The 18,001-nt window shown below is 46.6% G+C and carries 11 protein-coding genes; 9 read left to right on the top strand and 2 right to left on the bottom strand.

Translation table 11 applies throughout. The features are described from left to right. Positions 1–2 precede the first annotated feature (2 nt). The 4 genes from K8S19_01220 (at position 3) to K8S19_01205 (ending at position 7,368) form a co-directional block, all read left to right on the top strand. A complete protein-coding gene (locus K8S19_01220; protein ID MCD4812306.1) occupies positions 3–2,444 on the top strand; it encodes a DUF3536 domain-containing protein in 2,442 nt (813 codons plus the stop codon). Continuing rightward, positions 2,428–3,726 carry a M48 family metallopeptidase gene (locus tag K8S19_01215; protein ID MCD4812305.1) on the top strand — a complete coding sequence of 433 codons (1,299 nt, stop codon included), beginning with the start codon at positions 2,428–2,430 and terminating at the stop codon, positions 3,724–3,726. The genes K8S19_01220 and K8S19_01215 overlap by 17 nt, the downstream gene beginning before the upstream one ends. Before the next feature lie 674 nt (positions 3,727–4,400). After that, the gene (locus K8S19_01210; protein MCD4812304.1) at positions 4,401–6,815 is read left to right on the top strand and encodes a glycoside hydrolase family 65 protein; all 2,415 of its coding nucleotides are present in this window, start codon (positions 4,401–4,403) and stop codon (positions 6,813–6,815) included. Positions 6,816–6,873: 58 nt separating this feature from the next. Next, positions 6,874–7,368, top strand: coding sequence for a GNAT family N-acetyltransferase (locus K8S19_01205; protein MCD4812303.1), 495 nt, complete (start codon positions 6,874–6,876; stop codon positions 7,366–7,368). Positions 7,369–7,548: 180 nt separating this feature from the next. On the opposite strand, the gene K8S19_01200 is transcribed toward K8S19_01205, so the two are convergent. Both K8S19_01200 and K8S19_01195 read right to left on the bottom strand, forming a co-directional pair. Further along, entirely contained in the window at positions 7,549–7,890 is a 342-nt protein-coding gene (locus K8S19_01200; GenBank protein MCD4812302.1) for a P-II family nitrogen regulator, read from the bottom strand. 59 nt (positions 7,891–7,949) lie between these two features. Next, a complete protein-coding gene (locus K8S19_01195; protein MCD4812301.1) occupies positions 7,950–9,230 on the bottom strand; it encodes an ammonium transporter in 1,281 nt (426 codons plus the stop codon). Between the two features lie 399 nt (positions 9,231–9,629). Between K8S19_01195 and K8S19_01190 the strand changes: the two genes are divergently transcribed. The 5 genes from K8S19_01190 (at position 9,630) to K8S19_01170 (ending at position 17,903) form a co-directional block, all read left to right on the top strand. Beyond that, on the top strand, positions 9,630–11,180 hold the full coding sequence (locus K8S19_01190; protein MCD4812300.1) for a sigma 54-interacting transcriptional regulator: 1,551 nt from the start codon (positions 9,630–9,632) through the stop codon (positions 11,178–11,180). A gap of 205 nt (positions 11,181–11,385) precedes the next feature. Further along, on the top strand, positions 11,386–12,810 hold the full coding sequence (gene glnA, locus K8S19_01185; protein ID MCD4812299.1) for a type I glutamate--ammonia ligase: 1,425 nt from the start codon (positions 11,386–11,388) through the stop codon (positions 12,808–12,810). Positions 12,811–12,920: 110 nt separating this feature from the next. Beyond that, positions 12,921–13,490 carry a hypothetical protein gene (locus K8S19_01180; GenBank protein MCD4812298.1) on the top strand — a complete coding sequence of 190 codons (570 nt, stop codon included), beginning with the start codon at positions 12,921–12,923 and terminating at the stop codon, positions 13,488–13,490. Between the two features lie 206 nt (positions 13,491–13,696). Next, complete coding sequence (locus K8S19_01175; protein ID MCD4812297.1) at positions 13,697–14,044, top strand: hypothetical protein; 348 nt, start codon at positions 13,697–13,699, stop codon at positions 14,042–14,044. Positions 14,045–14,081: 37 nt separating this feature from the next. Continuing rightward, on the top strand, positions 14,082–17,903 hold the full coding sequence (locus tag K8S19_01170; protein ID MCD4812296.1) for a glutamate-ammonia-ligase adenylyltransferase: 3,822 nt from the start codon (positions 14,082–14,084) through the stop codon (positions 17,901–17,903). Positions 17,904–18,001: the final 98 nt, after the last annotated feature.

Here is an 18,001-nt window from a genome sequence, read left to right as displayed (position 1 = left end):
CAATGGATAGATTGATTTGTATTCACGGACATTTTTATCAACCGCCGCGCGAAAATCCATGGATTGAAGAAGTGGAGCGCCAGGACAGTGCGTATCCCTACCATGATTGGAATGAACGGATTACAGCGGAGTGTTATGCCCCCAATGCTGCGGCACGGATTATGGGGGAAAAGGAAAAAATTCTTGATATCGTCAATAGTTATTCCCGGATTAGTTTTAATTTTGGGCCAACCTTGCTTTCCTGGATGGAGAAAAAAGCACCGGAAGTCTACCAGTCAATCTTAGCAGCGGATAAATTAAGTCAGGCCAATTTTTCCGGACATGGGTCGGCTTTGGCGCAGGTATACAATCACATGATTATGCCGCTAGCCAACCGCCGGGACAAAGAGACCCAGGTTGTCTGGGGGATTCGTGATTTTGAATACCGGTTCGGGAGAAAACCGGAAGGCATGTGGCTTTCCGAGACGGCGGTGGATCTCGAGACGTTGGAAGTGCTGGCGGAAAATGATATTGCGTTCACTATTTTGGCGGCCCATCAAGCCAAGCAGGTACGGAAAACCGGCGAAACCAATTGGGAAGATGTGGCAGGCAGCCGGGTTGATCCGCGCAGGCCGTATATGTGTCATCTGCCGTCCGGGAAAAAAATAATCCTTTTCTTTTATGACAATCCGGCGGCACATGATGTGGCTTTCGGGCCGCTCCTGAAAAATGGGGAAGATTTTTCAAAACGGTTGACCGGCTTGTTTTCGGAGCATTCGGACCAGCCTGCTCAGCTGGTGAATATTGCCACAGACGGCGAGACGTACGGCCACCACCATCGCTATGGTGATATGGCGTTGGCGTACTGTCTTGATTATATTGAGTCACGTCACCAGGCGAAGATCACAATTTACGGGGAATATCTTGATAAGTATGCCGTGACCCATGAGGCGGAGATATTTGAAAATACGTCCTGGAGCTGTTTTCACGGTATTGAAAGATGGCGCAGCAATTGCGGGTGCAATTCAGGCTTGGCACCCGGCTCATCACAAGCCTGGCGGGAACCGCTGCGCAAAGCACTGGATGGGCTGCGCAATGATTTGATTCTGGTTTTCGAGAAAAACCTGCAACCGTATATCAACCAGCCATGGCAGGCACGCAATGATTATATTGATGTCATTTTAAACCGTTCTGAAATTAAAATTGAATCATTTTTAGAAAAACATTGCCGCCGGCAACTGTCTCATTCAGATAAAGTAACGATTTTACGCTTGCTTGAGATGCAGCGGAACGCCTTATTGATGTTTACCAGTTGTGGCTGGTTTTTTGATGACATTTCAGGTATTGAGACCATTCAGGTCATGCAGTATGCGGCGCGGGCCATGCAACTGGCCCAGGAGGTGGCCGGGGTTGATCTGCAAAAATATTTTAGTGATACGCTTGAAAAAGCGCTTAGCAACAATGCGGCCTATAAAAATGGGAAGGTTATCTGGGAGGAATTCATTCAACCCGCGATTGCCGATCTGCATAAAGCGAGCGCGCATTTTGCAGTCAGCACCTTGATGGATGATTTTCAGGCCAAAAACACCATTTACAGTTATACCGGCGGGTGGGAGATTTATGATCATGAAGAACAAGGCGGTCAACAGTTGATTACCGGCCGCATGCGTGTTCAATCAGATGTGACCATGGAAATGAATAATGTGGTTTTTGCCATTTTGCATCTGGGGGAGCATACACTGCTGGCCGGGATACAAGATGAAATTTCTGATGAAAAGTTTTCCGACATGCGCAATGAACTTATGACGTCTTTTCAAAAGGGAGAACTGACCAAAATGGTCCGGCTGATGGATGAACGGTTCGCACCTTATACCTATACGCTCTGGGATTTGTTCAAGGATGAACAGCGCAGGATTCTTAATATGATTATGCAAAGTGTTATTGATGAGACCGAGACCTATTTCAGGCACATTTATGAACATCATTATCCGGTGATCCAGCTGATGAACAAAAAACAAATCGCTTTGCCGAAAATTCTCTCCACGACGGTAGAGTTTATTTTAAATACAGACCTGATTAAACTGTTGGAATGCGATCCGGTTGATATTGATCAGCTTTACAAACTGGTGGATGAGATCGAACGCTGGAATTTTAAACGGGACAAAGAAACCCTGGAATTTGTAGTGTCACAGACAATAACCCGTCTGATGAGGCGGTTTTCAGAAGATGCCAATAATCTTGTTGGGCTTGGGACATTGGAGACCACCTTGGTAATTTTGCGTCCGCTTAAATTGAGTATGGATGTTTGGCAGGCGCAAAATCTCTATCATGGGATTGACCGGGAATATTATTCTGTGATGCTTCAAAAAGCAGAGGCAAAAGATGCCGCCGCCCTGAAATGGATTGCCTTGTTTGACCGGGTGGGTAATGAGCTGCGTGTGCATCGCAATGGGAACATGTTTTGATGGAAAGCATATCAACCGAAAGGGTCATGCAGTGATTCACTATCTTGTGCTTATTTTTTTTGCATATAGTTTCGTTGCGGCAGTGGAGTATATACTGGCGGCACTCAATTTGAGTCATCTGAAAAAGTACGGCGCAACCATTCCGCCTGAATTTGAGGGTGTGATCGATCAGTTGTTGCTAACGCGGACACGGGATTATGTGTCGGATAAAAACCGGTTGGAAAATTATTCGTCTGTCGTGAGTCATGGTTTGGTCCTGGTATTCATCTTTGCAGGTGTTTTAAATGCGTACAATCATTGGATTGCCGGATCTGGGTTGCCGTTTGTGGTTTCGGGATTGTGTTTTTTTCTGATACTTGTCTTTGTAAAGAGTTTGCTTCATCTTCCATTTGCCTGGTACCAGACATTCAAAATTGAGGCCAAATATGGCTTCAACACCATGACCGTGAAATTGTGGGCTCGGGATTTCATTAAAACCCAATTGATTTCTTTGGCGCTGTTAAGCGTGCTCATCACAGGGGGTCTTTGGCTGGTGCGGACTTTTCCCCATACCTGGTGGCTTTTGGTATGGGTGTTTTTTGTGGTGGTTACTCTGTTTGTGATGTACCTTTCGCCTTATGTACTGGAACCACTGTTTAATAAGTTTACACTGATTGACCAAGCCGGTCTGGCGGATAAAATTAAGGCCATGATGCAAAAAGCCGGACTTGAAGTCGGCCGGGTTTTCAAGATGGACGCCTCCAAACGCAGCCGTCATACCAATGCGTATTTTACCGGTATTGGCAGGGTGAAGCGGATTGTACTTTATGATACGCTGATTGAAAAAATGGCGGAACCGGAAATTGTCAGTGTGTTGGCACATGAAGTGGGGCATTGGAAAAAAAAGCATGTGCTTAAGCGCTTGCTGCTGACCGAGATCGCCGGATTGATTATTATTTATCTATTTTATCTGGTGATGCAATCGGACGGCTTTTTACAAATTTTTTTAATCCAGGATGATACGCTTTTTTCCAAACTGGTTCTTTTTCAGTTTCTTTTTTCTATTATAGCTTTTCCGTTCGGCCCGATCTTTAACGCACTTTCGCGAAACCAGGAAAGGGAGGCGGACCGATTTGCTGTTGGGTTGACCGGCAGTGCGGAACCGCTGGTGAATTCATTGATTAAATTATCCAAAGACAACTTATCCAATCTTCATCCGCATCCGCTCTATGCGGGTTTTTATTACTCACATCCGCCGGTGGTTGAGAGAATTCGAGATCTGCGCGGGATTAAAACAACTTGAACCTAGGAGTTTGAGCATTTAGTCGGATTATTTGTATTTTGCCGTCATACCGGCGGAAGCCGGTATCCAGGAATCTGAATTTTAAAGCTTTTTCTGGACCCCGGTTTTCATCGGGGTGACGAACGATACCAAAAACAGACTAAATGCTCAGGTTCCTAGTGTTGTGCGTCATAAATAATTTTACAGTCATTACGAGCGAAGCGAAGCCCCGACCGGATGGGGGATCGTATGGGACTTCCGTTGGTCGCAATCCCGGTTTTTCAAGCACGGCGCGTTTAAAACAGATTGCTTTGTCTCCCAAAACGCTCCTTGCAATGACAATCAGATGTAAAGAAGTGTTGGACGCACGAAACTGGCCGGAGTTTATCGCCTGCATGAAAATGAGGGCAGTCTTTGACTGTTTAGAGAAATATTTAAATTTTAAAGGGGCCTTTCGGTTATTGAAATAGTTACAAAAAAACGTTACAATAGCCGTTAATAGGTGTAGCTCAGTTTATCGTGTCGGCGCGAACACAATGGGCAGCCTGCCCGGCGAATGCCGGGTAAGCCCATTGATGAAGCGAGTCAATACCGCCGAAGGCGAACATCTCAGGACAAAAATACCACAGGCGTAATCCTGAGGATTTTTATGGGAAATATTGACATGATACTTTTTCGATATGGAGGGGGCATTTTTGAATCCTTGGCGAATTACCTTTGAAAAACTTGATCTTGAGCGCGAAAGTCTATATGAGGCGCTTTTTACTCTGGGCAATGGCTATATCGGTTTGCGCGGCTCAATGCCTGAGTATATTGGTTCCCGGGCCTATTATCCCGGGATGTATATTGCCGGCGTTTTTAATAAACTGGAAACACCGGTTGCCGGCCGGAAGGTAATGAATGAAGATTTTGTTAATTGTCCTAACTGGCTGTTTCTCAATTACCGTCTTGACGGGGGTAAATGGCTTGATTTGAAGAAAGTGAAAATCCTTGCTTCCAAGCGGGAATTGAATATGCGTAAGGGTGTGATGAGTACACTGGTGCGCTGGCAGGATGATCAAGGCCGTATCACAGAGATGGCCAGTCAGCGTATCATCAGTATGGCGGAACCGCACTATGGTGCACAAAAATATGTTATTCGTCCCAAAAATTATAGTGCTCAAATTACAATTCGCAGCGGAATCGACGGTTCTTTGATCAATGCCGGCGTAGAACGCTACCGTCAACTCAATTCCAAACACCTCGAACCACTCGTACACGGCAGTTTTGCGGAAGACGGTATTTATCTGCAGATGCAGACCAACCAATCTAAAATCCAGATAACCGAGGCCATGCGCACCCGTCTGTTTCAGGGCGAACTGGAACTAACCCCTGATCGCCGGACAATTATCCAGGGTAAGGAAAGGGTCTTTCAGGAATTTTCCTTTAAAGCGGACCAGGGCGAAGAATATATCATTGAAAAAATCGTCAGCATTTACACCTCGCGCGACCAGGGTGTATCCGACGGTATTGTGGCATCCCAGGAAGCTGTGCAAAAAATTGAGAGTTTTCATGATCTGTACATTCCGCATGCCGCCAAATGGCGTGCGCTCTGGAAACGGTTTGATATTGAGTTGGTGGGCGATGTGCTCATGCAACGGTTGCTGCGATTTCATATTTTTCATCTATTGCAGACCGCATCTTCATACAATGAGGATGTTGATGCCGGACTCCCGGCACGCGGATTGCATGGGGAGGCATACCGCGGTCATGTTTTTTGGGATGAGATTTTTGCATTGCCGTTTTATTCGCTGCACGCCAATGAAATAAGCCGGGCTTTGCTGATGTACCGCTACCGCCGGCTTAATCCGGCACGGGAGTATGCGCGCGAACACGGGTATGAAGGCGCCATGTATCCCTGGCAGAGCGGGAGCAGCGGTTACGAGGAAACTCAGACGCTGCATCTTAATCCTTTGTCGAAAGAATGGGGTGATGATTACTCTTGTTTGCAGCGGCATGTCTCGATCGCCATTGCCTGCAATGTCATTAATTATTATAAAGCCACACTGGATGATGATTTCATGGCCCGCTATGGAGCGGAGATTGTGCTTGAGATTGCTCATTTTTGGTCAAGTATTGCCCATTTTAATCCGGCGCGCGACCGTTTTGAAATTCATGGTGTGATGGGACCGGATGAATTTCATGAAAAAATTCCCGGAAGCGAGAAGGGCGGATTGCCCAACAATGCTTATACCAATATCATGGCCACCTGGGTACTCTATCAGGGCTTGGAAATTTTAAAAAATATGGAGGACGAGGAAAGCATTGCCATGCGGACCAAGCTTAACCTTTCCAGCGAAGAATTGAGTCGGTGGGAGTCCATGACAAAAAAAATGTTTGTCCCGATGGATGCCAATGGTTTGATTCACCAGTTTGAAGGGTATATGGACCTCAAGGAACTGGATTGGGATGAATACCGGCATAAGTATGATGACATTCACCGTCTGGACCGGATTTTAAAAGCCGAAGGTCTTTCGCCGGATGATTATAAGCTGTCCAAACAGCCGGATGTGCTCATGACGTTTTTTATGCTCAATGAAAAGGAAATCACGATGATTTTAAAAAATCTCGGCTATGATTTCCGGCATGAGATGATCAAGCTGAATTATGACTATTACCTGCAAAGAACCTCGCACGGCTCAACCTTGAGTTATGTTGTGCACGGCCATGTCGCGCACTTGATCGGTCATGACGAAGAAGCCATGGAATATTTTATGCATGCGTTGCGTTCGGATTTTTATGATATTCAGGGCGGGACAACGTCGGAAGGGATTCATGTCGGCGCCATGGGCGGTTCGATTGAATTGTTCTACCGGATGTTCGCCGGCATGCAGATTATGGATGACCGGATTAGTTTTGCGCCGAGATTACCTTCGCAGATTGAAAAAATTAAATTTCAGATTATGTATAATTTTAGATGGCTGCATATTGAGATTTCAAAGACATTCATAAAAATTTTGGTTGAAAAACGCAAAACCAAGACAATTAAACCGCCTTCGGTTGTTCCGGTTGTCATCAATAACCAGGTTTATATGTTTACGGCCGGGAAAGCCCAGGAAATTTTACTTTGATTTCCAATCGGGATCACTGCCCGGAGTGCCCGGGAATCCCTAAGGGAGATGTGTGCACGTGACGAACCAGACCGATATTATTCTGGAGCCGCTGCGGGTGAAAACACTTGCTGAATTTACCGGGATATTAAAATGTTTTTTTGAAGAAATGAATATTGAGCCTGAATTTCATCGTTTTGATCAGGACGTTGCCGCGCCCTTGGTTGCCTATGCGCCCCCGAGAGCCGGTTTGTGGTTTGCGCGTCCCAAGGAAGATGCAGCGGCAGTCGGACTGGCCGGTGTACGCCCGCTCGCCAACCGGACCTGTGAGTTGAAACGTCTGTATGTCATGCCTGAGGAACGGAAAAAAGGGTACGGCCAATTTTTGTTGAACCAGGCAGTGAGCTTTGCACGTCAAATGGATTACTTTGAAATTTTACTTTCTGTGAAGCCGGAACAAAAAAATGCCATTGGTTTATACGAACGAAACGGATTTCGCCCTTGCGCCCGGTACAATGATGACCGCCGGTCAGGCATTTTTTATTCTTATAAATTTTCCACTGAGGTCAAATAATCGACCGGGTAAATTTCCGGAGTTTGGTTGCACATGATTTTCCGGTAATTTTGATAGTGGCACTGAATTGCCGGTGGTTTTTTTTAAAAAAGGATGGTGATATTCAAGAAAATGCCGGTCGCTTGCACTCGGGCGGTGATGCGCGGTACCTTCATGAAAGCGACCAGATCCGGCAATGGTTTAACCAACAGCATCTTCACCCTCTTCGCCGGTGCGGACACGGTAGCATTGGGGAAGATCCAATACAAAAATTTTACCGTCGCCAATGGATCCGGTCCGGGCCCCGCGGATGATTGCATCGATGGTTGGTTTGACAAAAGCATCATTGACCGCGATTTCAATTTTGGTTTTTTGCAGCAGGTTGATCTCCACGACTTGACCGCGGAAGCTCTCGGTATAACCTGATTGCCGGCCGCATCCCTTGACTTGGGAAACACTCATCTTGCTGACATTGGCCGCGAAGAGCTCTTTTTTAACATTCTCAAATTGTTCCGGCTGTATAAAGGCCTCGATTTTTTTCATGATTAAAAATCTCCTTGAATAAAATGTAGGGGCGGGTTCAAAACCCGTCCGAATAAAAATCACATATTATGATAACCTGCTTCGCCATGCTGTGTCAGGTCAAGACCGATGGCTTCTTCGTGTTCTTCAATACGCAACCCCATGGTCTTGTCGATGATCTTGGCAATGATAAAAGTCATCACGGCTGCATAGGCCATGGTGGCCGCGACCGCAATGGTCTGAATCCAGAGCAGCCGGGGATTGCCGTAAAAAAGACCATTGGCACCGCCCGGATTGACCGCAATGGACGCGAACAAACCGGTTGCCAAAGCGCCCCAGGCGCCGCCTACGCCATGGACGCCAAAGGCATCCAAAGAATCATCATAGCCCAGTTTGTTTTTTAGCTGTATGGCTGCAAAACAGATGGGGGAGACCAAAACACCGATAACGATCGCAGCCATCGGACCGACAAAACCGGCGGCCGGTGTGATCGCCACCAATCCTGCCACGGCACCGGAGGCGGCGCCCAAGGCAGTGGGTTTTCCGCGGAATTTCCATTCCAGCAGCATCCAGGAAATCATGCCTGCGGCAGCGGAGAGGTTGGTCACGACAAACGCTGAGACAGCCAAACCATCGGCAGCCAGGGCGGAACCGGCATTGAACCCGAACCAGCCGAACCAGAGCAGAGCGGTGCCGATAAGCACCATGGTCATGTTATGCGGGAGAATGCTGGAAGTTCCGTAACCGCGGCGTTTTCCCAGCATTAATGCGACGACCAGCGCAGAGGTGCCGGATGCGATATGGACAACCGTTCCTCCGGCGAAATCAAGCGCACCTAAATCACCGAGCCAGCCGCCGCCCCAAACCCAGTGGGCAATGGGATCGTATACAAAGGTTGACCAGAAAAAGATAAAGACGATGAAGCTGGAAAATTTTACCCGCTCTGCCAAAGCACCTGCGATGAGTGCGGGCGTGAGAATGGCGAACATTGCCTGGAAAATCATAAAGGCCATATGCGGGATTGTTTCTGAAAAATTAGGATTGGCGGTTTGTCCGACATTGTTTAAAAGGGCGAAATTCATACTGCCGAAGAGATTGGCCACATCGCTGCCAAATGCGATCGAATAGCCGAACAGGGCCCATTGAATGCTAATAACCCCGAGGACGGCAAAACACTGCATCAATGTGCTAAGTACATTTTTTGTACGCACCATCCCGCCATAGAACAAACCCAATCCAGGTGTCATGAGCATGACCAGTGCGGACGATATCATGATAAATGTCGTATCGCCGGCGCTTAACGCGTTGCCTTCGGTTGCCCAGCTTATGGATGGGATTGCCAAAAGGCCAAGGGTAATCATTTTGAGTCCCCATCTACGAAACCAGTTGGATAATTTTTTCTTATGAAACATTGAATAACTCCTTTTAAAATTTTTTTTATCCTGTCGGCGTGAACACAATGGGCAGCTTGCCCAGTTTGCCCCGCGTATGCGGATGCCGGATAAGCCTATGAATTTTTATCATGTCAACACGACGCATGGGTGTTGTCAGCACTATAACAATGCAAGGACAATGCCAATTTGTAGGAGTTGGCATTGAAACAAATAAATGCTGGTTTTTTCCGTATAAAATTGAACTTTACGTCAGGGGGGATAAAAAAATGAATTATTAAACGAACAAAATCGTAATTAACCTTTACTATAATACAAAACTGTAGTATGTTAGGCCCGTCTTGACCATAGGGGCGGATTAGAGCTAGTATGAAAGAAGGAACCATGGTTAAAAATATTCATGAAATTCAAATTGAAGTCCTGCAGGCCGGCACAAAGATTATTGCGGAAAAAGCTGATCTTAATGAGATGCTGCGCTCGATTTTAAAGATGCTTTCTGAAAAATTGAAACTGCATCGCGGAACCATTACCTTATTAGATGCTAAAACCGGTATGATTACCATTTCGGTTGCGCATGGGCTCAGCAAAAGGGCGCAGGAATTGGGTCAATACCGGGTGGGTGAAGGTATCACCGGCAAGGTTGTTGAGACCGGACGCTCCGTGGTTATTTCTGATATTCGTGAGGATGCGCGTTTTTTACATAAAACCGGGGCGCGGTCTTTATTGAAAGACCGCCGAATTGCTTTTTTATGTGTACCGATTAAAGTGGAAGGGGATAATATTGGTGCATTGAGTGTGGACAAAGAAGCGGAGGTTCGGCATGATTTAAAAGAAGATTTGGATTTTTTGAAGATCATATCACCGATGATTGCTCAAGCCATCAAGCTCAACCGCCGGGTGGCCAAGGATCGTCAGAGTTTGCAGGATGAAAACTTTCGGCTTAAGCAGGACTTAAAATCGAAGTTTGAAATCACAAACATAATCGGTAAATCCAATGCGATGCAACAGGTTTATAGTATGGTGGAACAGGTGGCGGAAAGTCAGGCCACGGTTCTTATCCGGGGTGAGAGCGGTACGGGGAAAGAGTTGGTTGCTCATGCAATTCATTACAACAGTCCCCGGGCGCAAAAACCTTTTATTAAAGTTAACTGTAATGCCTTTCCGGAAACATTGCTGGAAAGCGAGTTGTTTGGACATGAAAAAGGCGCCTTTACCGGTGCTTTGGAGAAGAAAATCGGACGCTTTGAATGGGCGCAGGGCGGGACGCTGTTTCTGGATGAGATCGGCGAATTTCCCATTAGTCTGCAGATAAAACTGCTCCGGGTGCTGCAGACCAGGGAAATTGAACGCTTGGGCGGCCGGGAGACGATTAAAGCCAATGTGCGTCTCATTGTCGCGACTAATAAAAACCTGGAAGAGGAAATAAAGCGCCGGACATTCCGGGAAGATTTTTATTACCGGATTAATGTATTTCCCATATTTCTTCCGCTGCTGCGGGAGCGAAAAGATGATATCATGCTGCTGGCAAATCATTTTTTGGAGAGCTTGAGTCGTGAAAATAATAAAATGATTAACCGAATTTCTACGCCGGCGATTGAGATGTTGACCAGCTACCACTGGCCGGGGAATGTGCGGGAACTTGAAAACTGTCTGGAACGCGCAGTGCTTCTCTGTAATGACGGGGTTATCCGGTCGGAACAATTACCGCCGTCGCTCCAGATGGCGGATTCGGACCAAGCCGAGCCAAAAGGAGCTTTTACGGAGATTATGGAGAAAAGGGAGACGGAATTGCTGGTTGATGCATTGAAAAAAAGCCGAGGTCATCAGAAAAAGGCGGCGGATGATTTGGGGTTATCAGAGCGTATTTTTAACTATAAGATTAAGAAGTATTCAGTTCATCCGCGAGCGTTTAAGACTTGAAAATACAATAATGCAATATTAGTGGCTTCAATTATACGAAAATGTATTTACCTGATTTTAGAAGAAATGGCGGTTTGGCAGCAGCACTATAAAATAAGGGTATTGTGGAATAGATTGGTTTTAAGGTTTGGCACATATTTTGCTTTTTAATAATAAGATGGAATTGAAAATGAACCGGTTTAACCGGAATTGAGGAGGAAGAAAAATGGGTGAGATTAAAACACCGAAAGATGTACTTGATTTAATTAAAAAAGAAGATGTGAAATTTGTTGATCTGCGTTTCATGGATTTTCCCGGTCTTTGGCAGCATTGTACCTATCCTGTAGGCGCTATTGAGGAAGAGACGTTTGAAAAGGGCAAAGGCTTTGACGGTTCAAGTATTCGCGGGTGGCAGGCTATCAATGAATCGGACATGCTTATTAAACCGGTTCCTGAATCCGCCTTTATTGATCCTTTTATGGTTGAAAAAACCCTGGTGATGATCTGCAATATCTGTGATCCGATTACAGGAGCTGACTATACCCGCGATCCACGCCACGTTGCGCAAAAAGTGGTGAACTATGTTAAGTCGTTGGGTCTTGCAGATACGGTCTTTTTTGGGCCGGAGCCGGAATTTTTTGTTTTTGATGACATCCGCTTTGACCAGAATGCAAATGAAGGTTATTACCATATTGATTCAGTGGAAGGTAAATGGAATACCGGCAAGGATGAGAAGCCGAACTTGGGGTATAAAATCCGGCATAAAGAAGGGTACTTCCCGGTACCGCCGATGGACACGTTGGCTGATCTGCGTAATGAGATGTCGCTTAATCTCGGAAAAGTTGGGATTGAGACTGAATTGCACCATCATGAAGTTGCCAGCGGCGGTCAATGTGAAATTGGCGTTAAATTCAGTCCGCTGGTCGAGATGGCGGACAATCTTTTGAAATTTAAATATACTATAAAAAATACTGCCCGGCAGAGCAATAAAACCGTAACGTTTATGCCCAAACCTCTATTTAATGATAACGGCAGCGGTATGCATTGTCATTTTTCAATGTGGAAGGATGGAAAAAATTTGTTTGCAGGTGAAGGGTATGCCGGTCTTTCGGAGATTGCATTGTATGCCATTGGCGGTATTCTCAAACATGCGCCTGCTGTGCTTGGATTTACCAATCCAACCACAAACTCTTATAAACGACTGGTACCTGGGTTTGAAGCGCCGGTTAATTTGGCCTATTCGAGTCGTAACCGCAGTGCTGCGGTTCGCATCCCGATGTACAGTAATTCACCGAAAGCCAAGCGGATTGAGTTTCGCTGTCCTGATCCAAGTTGTAATCCTTATTTGGCTTTTGCAGCCATCACCATGGCGGCAGTGGACGGTATTCAGAATAAAATTAATCCCGGCGATGCCTTGGATAAAAATATTTATGATTTGCCGGCTGAAGAAGCGGCCAAGGTCCCTAAAACACCCGGGACCCTGCGCGAAGCACTTAGTGCTTTGGCTGAGGACCATGACTTTCTGGTCAAGGGAGATGTTTTCACCCAGGATGTTATAGATACTTGGATTGATTATAAAATTGAGAATGAAGTCCAGGCCCTGGATTTGCGTCCTCATCCGTGGGAATTCGCACTTTATTATGATATTTAGTTTATTTGTAGGGAACGGTCGCGACCGTTCCCTACAATAAAAAAAGCCCTGCACTTTACGGTGCAGGGCTTTTTTGTTACTATGATGAACGCGGTATGAAAGGAGGAACGATGTTAAAGAAATGTTTGTTATCCGGTTTGACGGTTATTTTATGGTCGGGAATCGTTTTTGCCCAACCGGAAAAAGGTGAGGATTATCACCGCTATGCTGCCAGGGTTAATCTTAAAACCGAGCAAATACTGTTGATGCAGATTGCTCATTTCACGAATATCGAAGTCATGCTGGATAAAGCAGGATTGGATGCCGGGATGAATCCGGATGTTTTACGAAAATTTGCGCGCAGCGCATTTTTAAAGCATTTTGAACCGGAGCAATTCGGTCCGGTTGATTATAAAACGCAGGTTTCCCAGGCGCCTCTGGCATACGGTTTTATCACGTTTCATATCCGAATCATAAACCAACCGGAATTCACTGCCTGGATTTGTCGCATGCGTCTGAATAATTTCAGGGATTTTCCCTGGCAGTACAGCATGATTGTTTTTGAGGCTGAGGCAACCGGCCAATCTGCCCGGTCACAATTGGGACCGGATATCGCAGCAACGTTTGATACGCTGCTTTCCCGGGCGGCCTTGCGCTATTATAAAGCGCGCAACAGCCGGAAACGGGAAAAGGAGCGCTAGGAGTGTGAGCATTTAGTATGTTTTAGGTATTGTTCGTCACCCCGGTGAAAACCGGGGTCCGGAAAAAGTTTTAAAATTCAGATTCCTGGATACCGGCTTCCGCCGGTATGACGGCAAAATACAAATAATCCGACTAAGTGTTTAAGCTCCGAGCCTGTCGGAATTTTTTGGATAGGCGGCGGTTGATTTTTTGAAGGAGGTGCACCATGGAGGAAGTCAAAGCCTTACTCCGGCAAATTATGGAAGACCAGCATGAAGTGATGGGGTATAAAATGGTGGAAATCAGCAACAAATGGCTGGGCGGGTCAATTGTTATCAAACCCGGCAATCCGGAGCATAAATCCTATGAAATTTCGCTGGATAATTTTTTGAAAAAAGTTATTTCCGTTCGGGAAAAACTCCGGGTTTTAGAGCAGAAAATTAACAATCATCCCAAACTGGATGACACTGAGAAAATCGATCTGCAGCAATATATCACGCGCTGCTACGGGTCGCTGACAACGTTCAACACATTGTTTGTCAATGAAGAGGATAAATTTAACGGTCAGTCCTAGAGATTTGTCCGTATTCACCAAGAGGTAGGGAAGCTCCTTGAAACCACACGTTGATGAACTGCTGCATGATTGTCCGGATATTGATGTCAAGCTGATTGAGAACCACCTCAATCGTCTTGATGAACGCTATTTCATGCGTTTCGATCTGCCTGCGATTGTCCGGCATGTGACAGGGCTGGCAAAATTGTCCGCGAGCAATCCGGTGGAAATACTTACAGAACAGCTTCCGGATGGCCGGGTTGTCTGTACTACACTGGCGTTTGATTACAGCGCGGAATTTTCTTTGATTACCGGACTTTTATCCGGACTGGGGTTCAATATTCACTCCGGCGGGATTCATACGTATGCTCGGGTCAGCACATTGCCGCAGGCGGGTGCGGTGCATCTTCGGCCCGGCCGGATGAAGCGGGTGCGTATTGATCCGCTGCACAGGCGGCGGATCGTCGATCATTTTGTCGGAACAGTGGAGTCGGTACTCCCGTTGGCGGAATGGTTTGCATTGTTTAAAGAAAAAATACGGGAAGTTGTTTTGTTGCTGGAAAAAAACAGCGACCGCTCCGTTTTGCAGGCGCGTCATCTTGTCAATGCATGTGTGGCCCGGCGTTTGGAAGAACTCCATATCGGGAATCCCCCGGTGCTTTATCCGCTTGAAATTGAAATTGACAACCAGGCCGGTGCATTTACCCGCCTCAAAGTGGTTTCGCAGGACACCCCGATTTTTCTTTATGCCATGAGCAATGCGCTTTCGATTAAAAAAATATCGATTGAACATGTTCGTATCCAGACCCAAGACAAACGTATCGAAGACCTGATCGATATTGTGAATGAACAAGGAGAGCGTCTTGCGGACCAGGGGCAACTTGATCAGGTAAAATTTTCTGTTTTAATTACCAAGCAGTTCACACATTTTATAGGCAATGCCCCTGACCCTTATGCCGCCCTGATGCGTTTTGAAAAATTGGTTGAAGATGTGCTGCAACTGCCCGGTATGGGACAGTGGATGGAATTGCTCACGGAACCGAAGATACTCAAGGAATTGGCACAGTTGCTTGGGGCCAGTGATTTTCTTTGGGAGGATATGATCCGGCAACAATATGAGACCTTGTTGCCCATGCTGAGCCCGCAGGTGGAGGAAGGGCGGCGTTTTGCCGAATCGCCGGTCACGCTGCCGGACCGGCTGGAAAGCGCGCTGGCGGATGCGCATACATTTGCGCAACAGCAGCAATGTCTCAATGTGTTTAAGGATAAAGAAATATTTTTATTTGATTTAGATCACATTTTGACCCGGGATTCGGATTTTAGAAATTTGAGTGAGAATTTGACCTTTCTGGCAGAGGTTATTATTCGCAAGGCCGTCACCATTATTTATGCGGATATGGCCGGGAAGTATGGGCGGCCGCGCACAGTGGCCGGTTTGGAAACGAAGTACGCGGTTTTAGGGTTGGGGAAATTCGGCGGTGCGGCTTTGGGGTATGCTTCAGACATCGAATTGATGTTTGTGTATAGCGATAGCGGCAGCACAGATGGGGAAAAGCAGCTATCGAATATGGAGTTTTTTGATTTACTGGTCAAGACACTTACGAAGTTTATTCGGGCCAAACGGGAAGGGATTTTCAATATTGATCTTAGGTTGCGTCCCTTTGGCAATGATGGGCCGTTGGCCTGCTCTTTGGAGAGCTTATGCCGGTATTATGACAAGAACGGTCCTGCCCACGCAGCCGAGCGGCTGGCGCTGGTCCGGTTGCGGGCGGTTGCCGGTGATCATGCACTGGGTTCGCGGATTGAACGGCTGCGGGATGAATTTATTTATGCCACCAAGAATATTAATATCTCTGATTTGCGGGATTTACGTAAGATTCAGTTTAAGGAAAAGACCCGTCCGGATGTCCTTAATGCGAAATTCAGTCCGGGTGCTCTGGTTGATCTGGAATATGATGTTCAATTACTTCAGATCATTTACGGACAAGCCAACCCGCTGCTGCGAACTCCGCGCACTCATCGTGCGCTCAAAGGACTCAAAGCAGCCGGTGTGCTAAGTGAACAGGAGATGCAATCCCTGATTTCGGCCAATGCATTTTTACGCAATCTTATCAATGGGCTGCGTATGTTGCGCGGTTCCGCCAAAGATCTCTTTTTGCCGCCTTTGCAGGCGATGGAATATACCCATTTGGCCAAACGGCTGGGGTATGTTCTCAAAGAAGGTTTGGCACCTGAAAAGCAATTGCATCTTGAGTTTGAAACGCGGACAGCAGAGGTGCGCGCTTTTGTAGAACGTCATTTTGGGAGGGATTCTTTGCCCGGGCCCGCCATGGGCAATGCGGCTGATGTTGTTTTGTCGGAAGAACTCGCTGAGGAAGTCCGCAATAAAATTTTGCAGGCTGCCGGGTTTGGTAATCCTGAGCGGGCAAACCGTAATTTAAGAAAATTAGCCGGAGAATCCGGGACCCGGGAACAGTTTGCCCGGCTGGCTGTTTTGGCAGTCGATGTTTTGAAAAATGAGCCGGATCCGGATATGGCATTGAATAACTGGGAACATTTTATCAATCACATTTCCGACCGGCAGTATCATTTTGAACGGCTTTATTCGCAACCCATGCGGCTCGAAATTTTATTGGGGATTTTTTCATCCAGCCAGTTTCTTTCGGACACACTCGCGAAAAATCCTGGATTTTATGAGTATGTGACGGATCCGGACAATTTATACCGTATTCGTACTGCTGAAATTCATGGCGGTGAATTGGAAGCGATGGGGCGCCAGGCGAAAGATGAGAAGGACTGGATGAACCAATTACGGAAATATCGGCGTCGTGAAATGCTTCGTATCGGGACGCGTGATATTGCGTTGCGCGCGTCGCTACAGGATGTAACCCTGGAGTTGTCCAATCTTGCAGATGCGCTGGTTCAGGCGGTGCTAAACCGGGTTTGGGAGATATTGCGTGAAAGCGGTAAAGTCCCGCCTGCCCATTGGGATGAACCCCAACACCATTTTTGTATTCTGGCGTTTGGGAAACTCGGCAGCCATGAGCTTAATTACAGTTCGGATATTGATCTGGTAGGTATTTGTGACGATGCCGGGAATGCCCGGCGTGATGAGCTTGCGCAATTGTTGGGCAAGGACCCCTATGCGTTGGTTATGGAGATGGTCCATGCCTATCTAAGTCAGTATACTGAGGAGGGTACGGTTTACCGTGTCGATTTGCGGCTGCGTCCTTATGGCATCCAGGGGCGCTTGATCCCTTCTGCACAGAGTTTGTTGAAATACTATCAAACCGAAGCTTCTCTGGGTGAGATTCAATCGCTTTTGAAAATGCGTCCGATTGCCGGCAACATGCAATTTGGCCGCGATCTTTTGGAGTCGATCCGTTCACAGCTGCGTAACCAACATGCCCGGGAAGCGATTGTGACATCCATTGAAATGATGCGTAACCATGCTATTGCAAAAAGCCACGGTCGTGAGGGTGTCCTGGATATCAAGAGCGGCAAGGGTGGTATCCGGGACATTGAATTTTTGGTCCAGGGTTTACAGATGATTCATAGTCCGGCCAATGACTCGTTATTGGAAGGCAATACCCTCAAGGCGATATCCTTGCTGGCTGCGGCAGGCTTGATGACACAATCCGTGGCAGTGCAGTTGGCTGATGATTATGTTTTTTTGCGTCGGGTTGAACATTATCTTCAAATCATGGAAGACCGGCAGATCCATGCACTGCCACAGGGAAAATCGGAATTAACCGCATTGGCCAAGCGGATGCAGGGGATTGAGTCGGATGCGGACCATTTTCTTGAATCAATTCATAAAATGCTTAAGCGTGTCAGAAAAATGTATGAAGTATTACTGCTGGAAAAGCAGGGGACGTAATCATCGAAAATATTCCTAATTGGGGATGTTTTTTACGCTAAAACAAATAATTGTTCCGAAATGAATCACGCCAACGAAAACCCTTTTAAAATAAGCAT

This window comes from bacterium, from assembly GCA_021108215.1.
Classification (GTDB): domain Bacteria; phylum Oederibacteriota; class JAAXVQ01; order JAAXVQ01; family JAUVAV01; genus JAIORK01.
This window is presented reverse-complemented; position numbering and strand designations above follow the sequence as displayed.

Bases quoted from the DNA above. Each gene is read 5' to 3' on its own strand.
- K8S19_01175 (MCD4812297.1), top strand. From the start codon at position 13,697: ATGGAGGAAGTCAAAGCCTTACTCCGGCAAATTATGGAAGACCAGCAT.
- K8S19_01180 (MCD4812298.1), top strand. From the start codon at position 12,921: ATGTTAAAGAAATGTTTGTTATCCGGTTTGACGGTTATTTTATGGTCG.
- K8S19_01190 (MCD4812300.1), top strand. From the start codon at position 9,630: ATGAAAGAAGGAACCATGGTTAAAAATATTCATGAAATTCAAATTGAA.
- glnA (MCD4812299.1), top strand. From the start codon at position 11,386: ATGGGTGAGATTAAAACACCGAAAGATGTACTTGATTTAATTAAAAAA.
- K8S19_01195 (MCD4812301.1), bottom strand. From the start codon at position 9,230: ATGATTACCCTTGGCCTTTTGGCAATCCCATCCATAAGCTGGGCAACC.
- K8S19_01215 (MCD4812305.1), top strand. From the start codon at position 2,428: ATGGGAACATGTTTTGATGGAAAGCATATCAACCGAAAGGGTCATGCA.
- K8S19_01220 (MCD4812306.1), top strand. From the start codon at position 3: ATGGATAGATTGATTTGTATTCACGGACATTTTTATCAACCGCCGCGC.
- K8S19_01200 (MCD4812302.1), bottom strand. From the start codon at position 7,890: ATGAAAAAAATCGAGGCCTTTATACAGCCGGAACAATTTGAGAATGTT.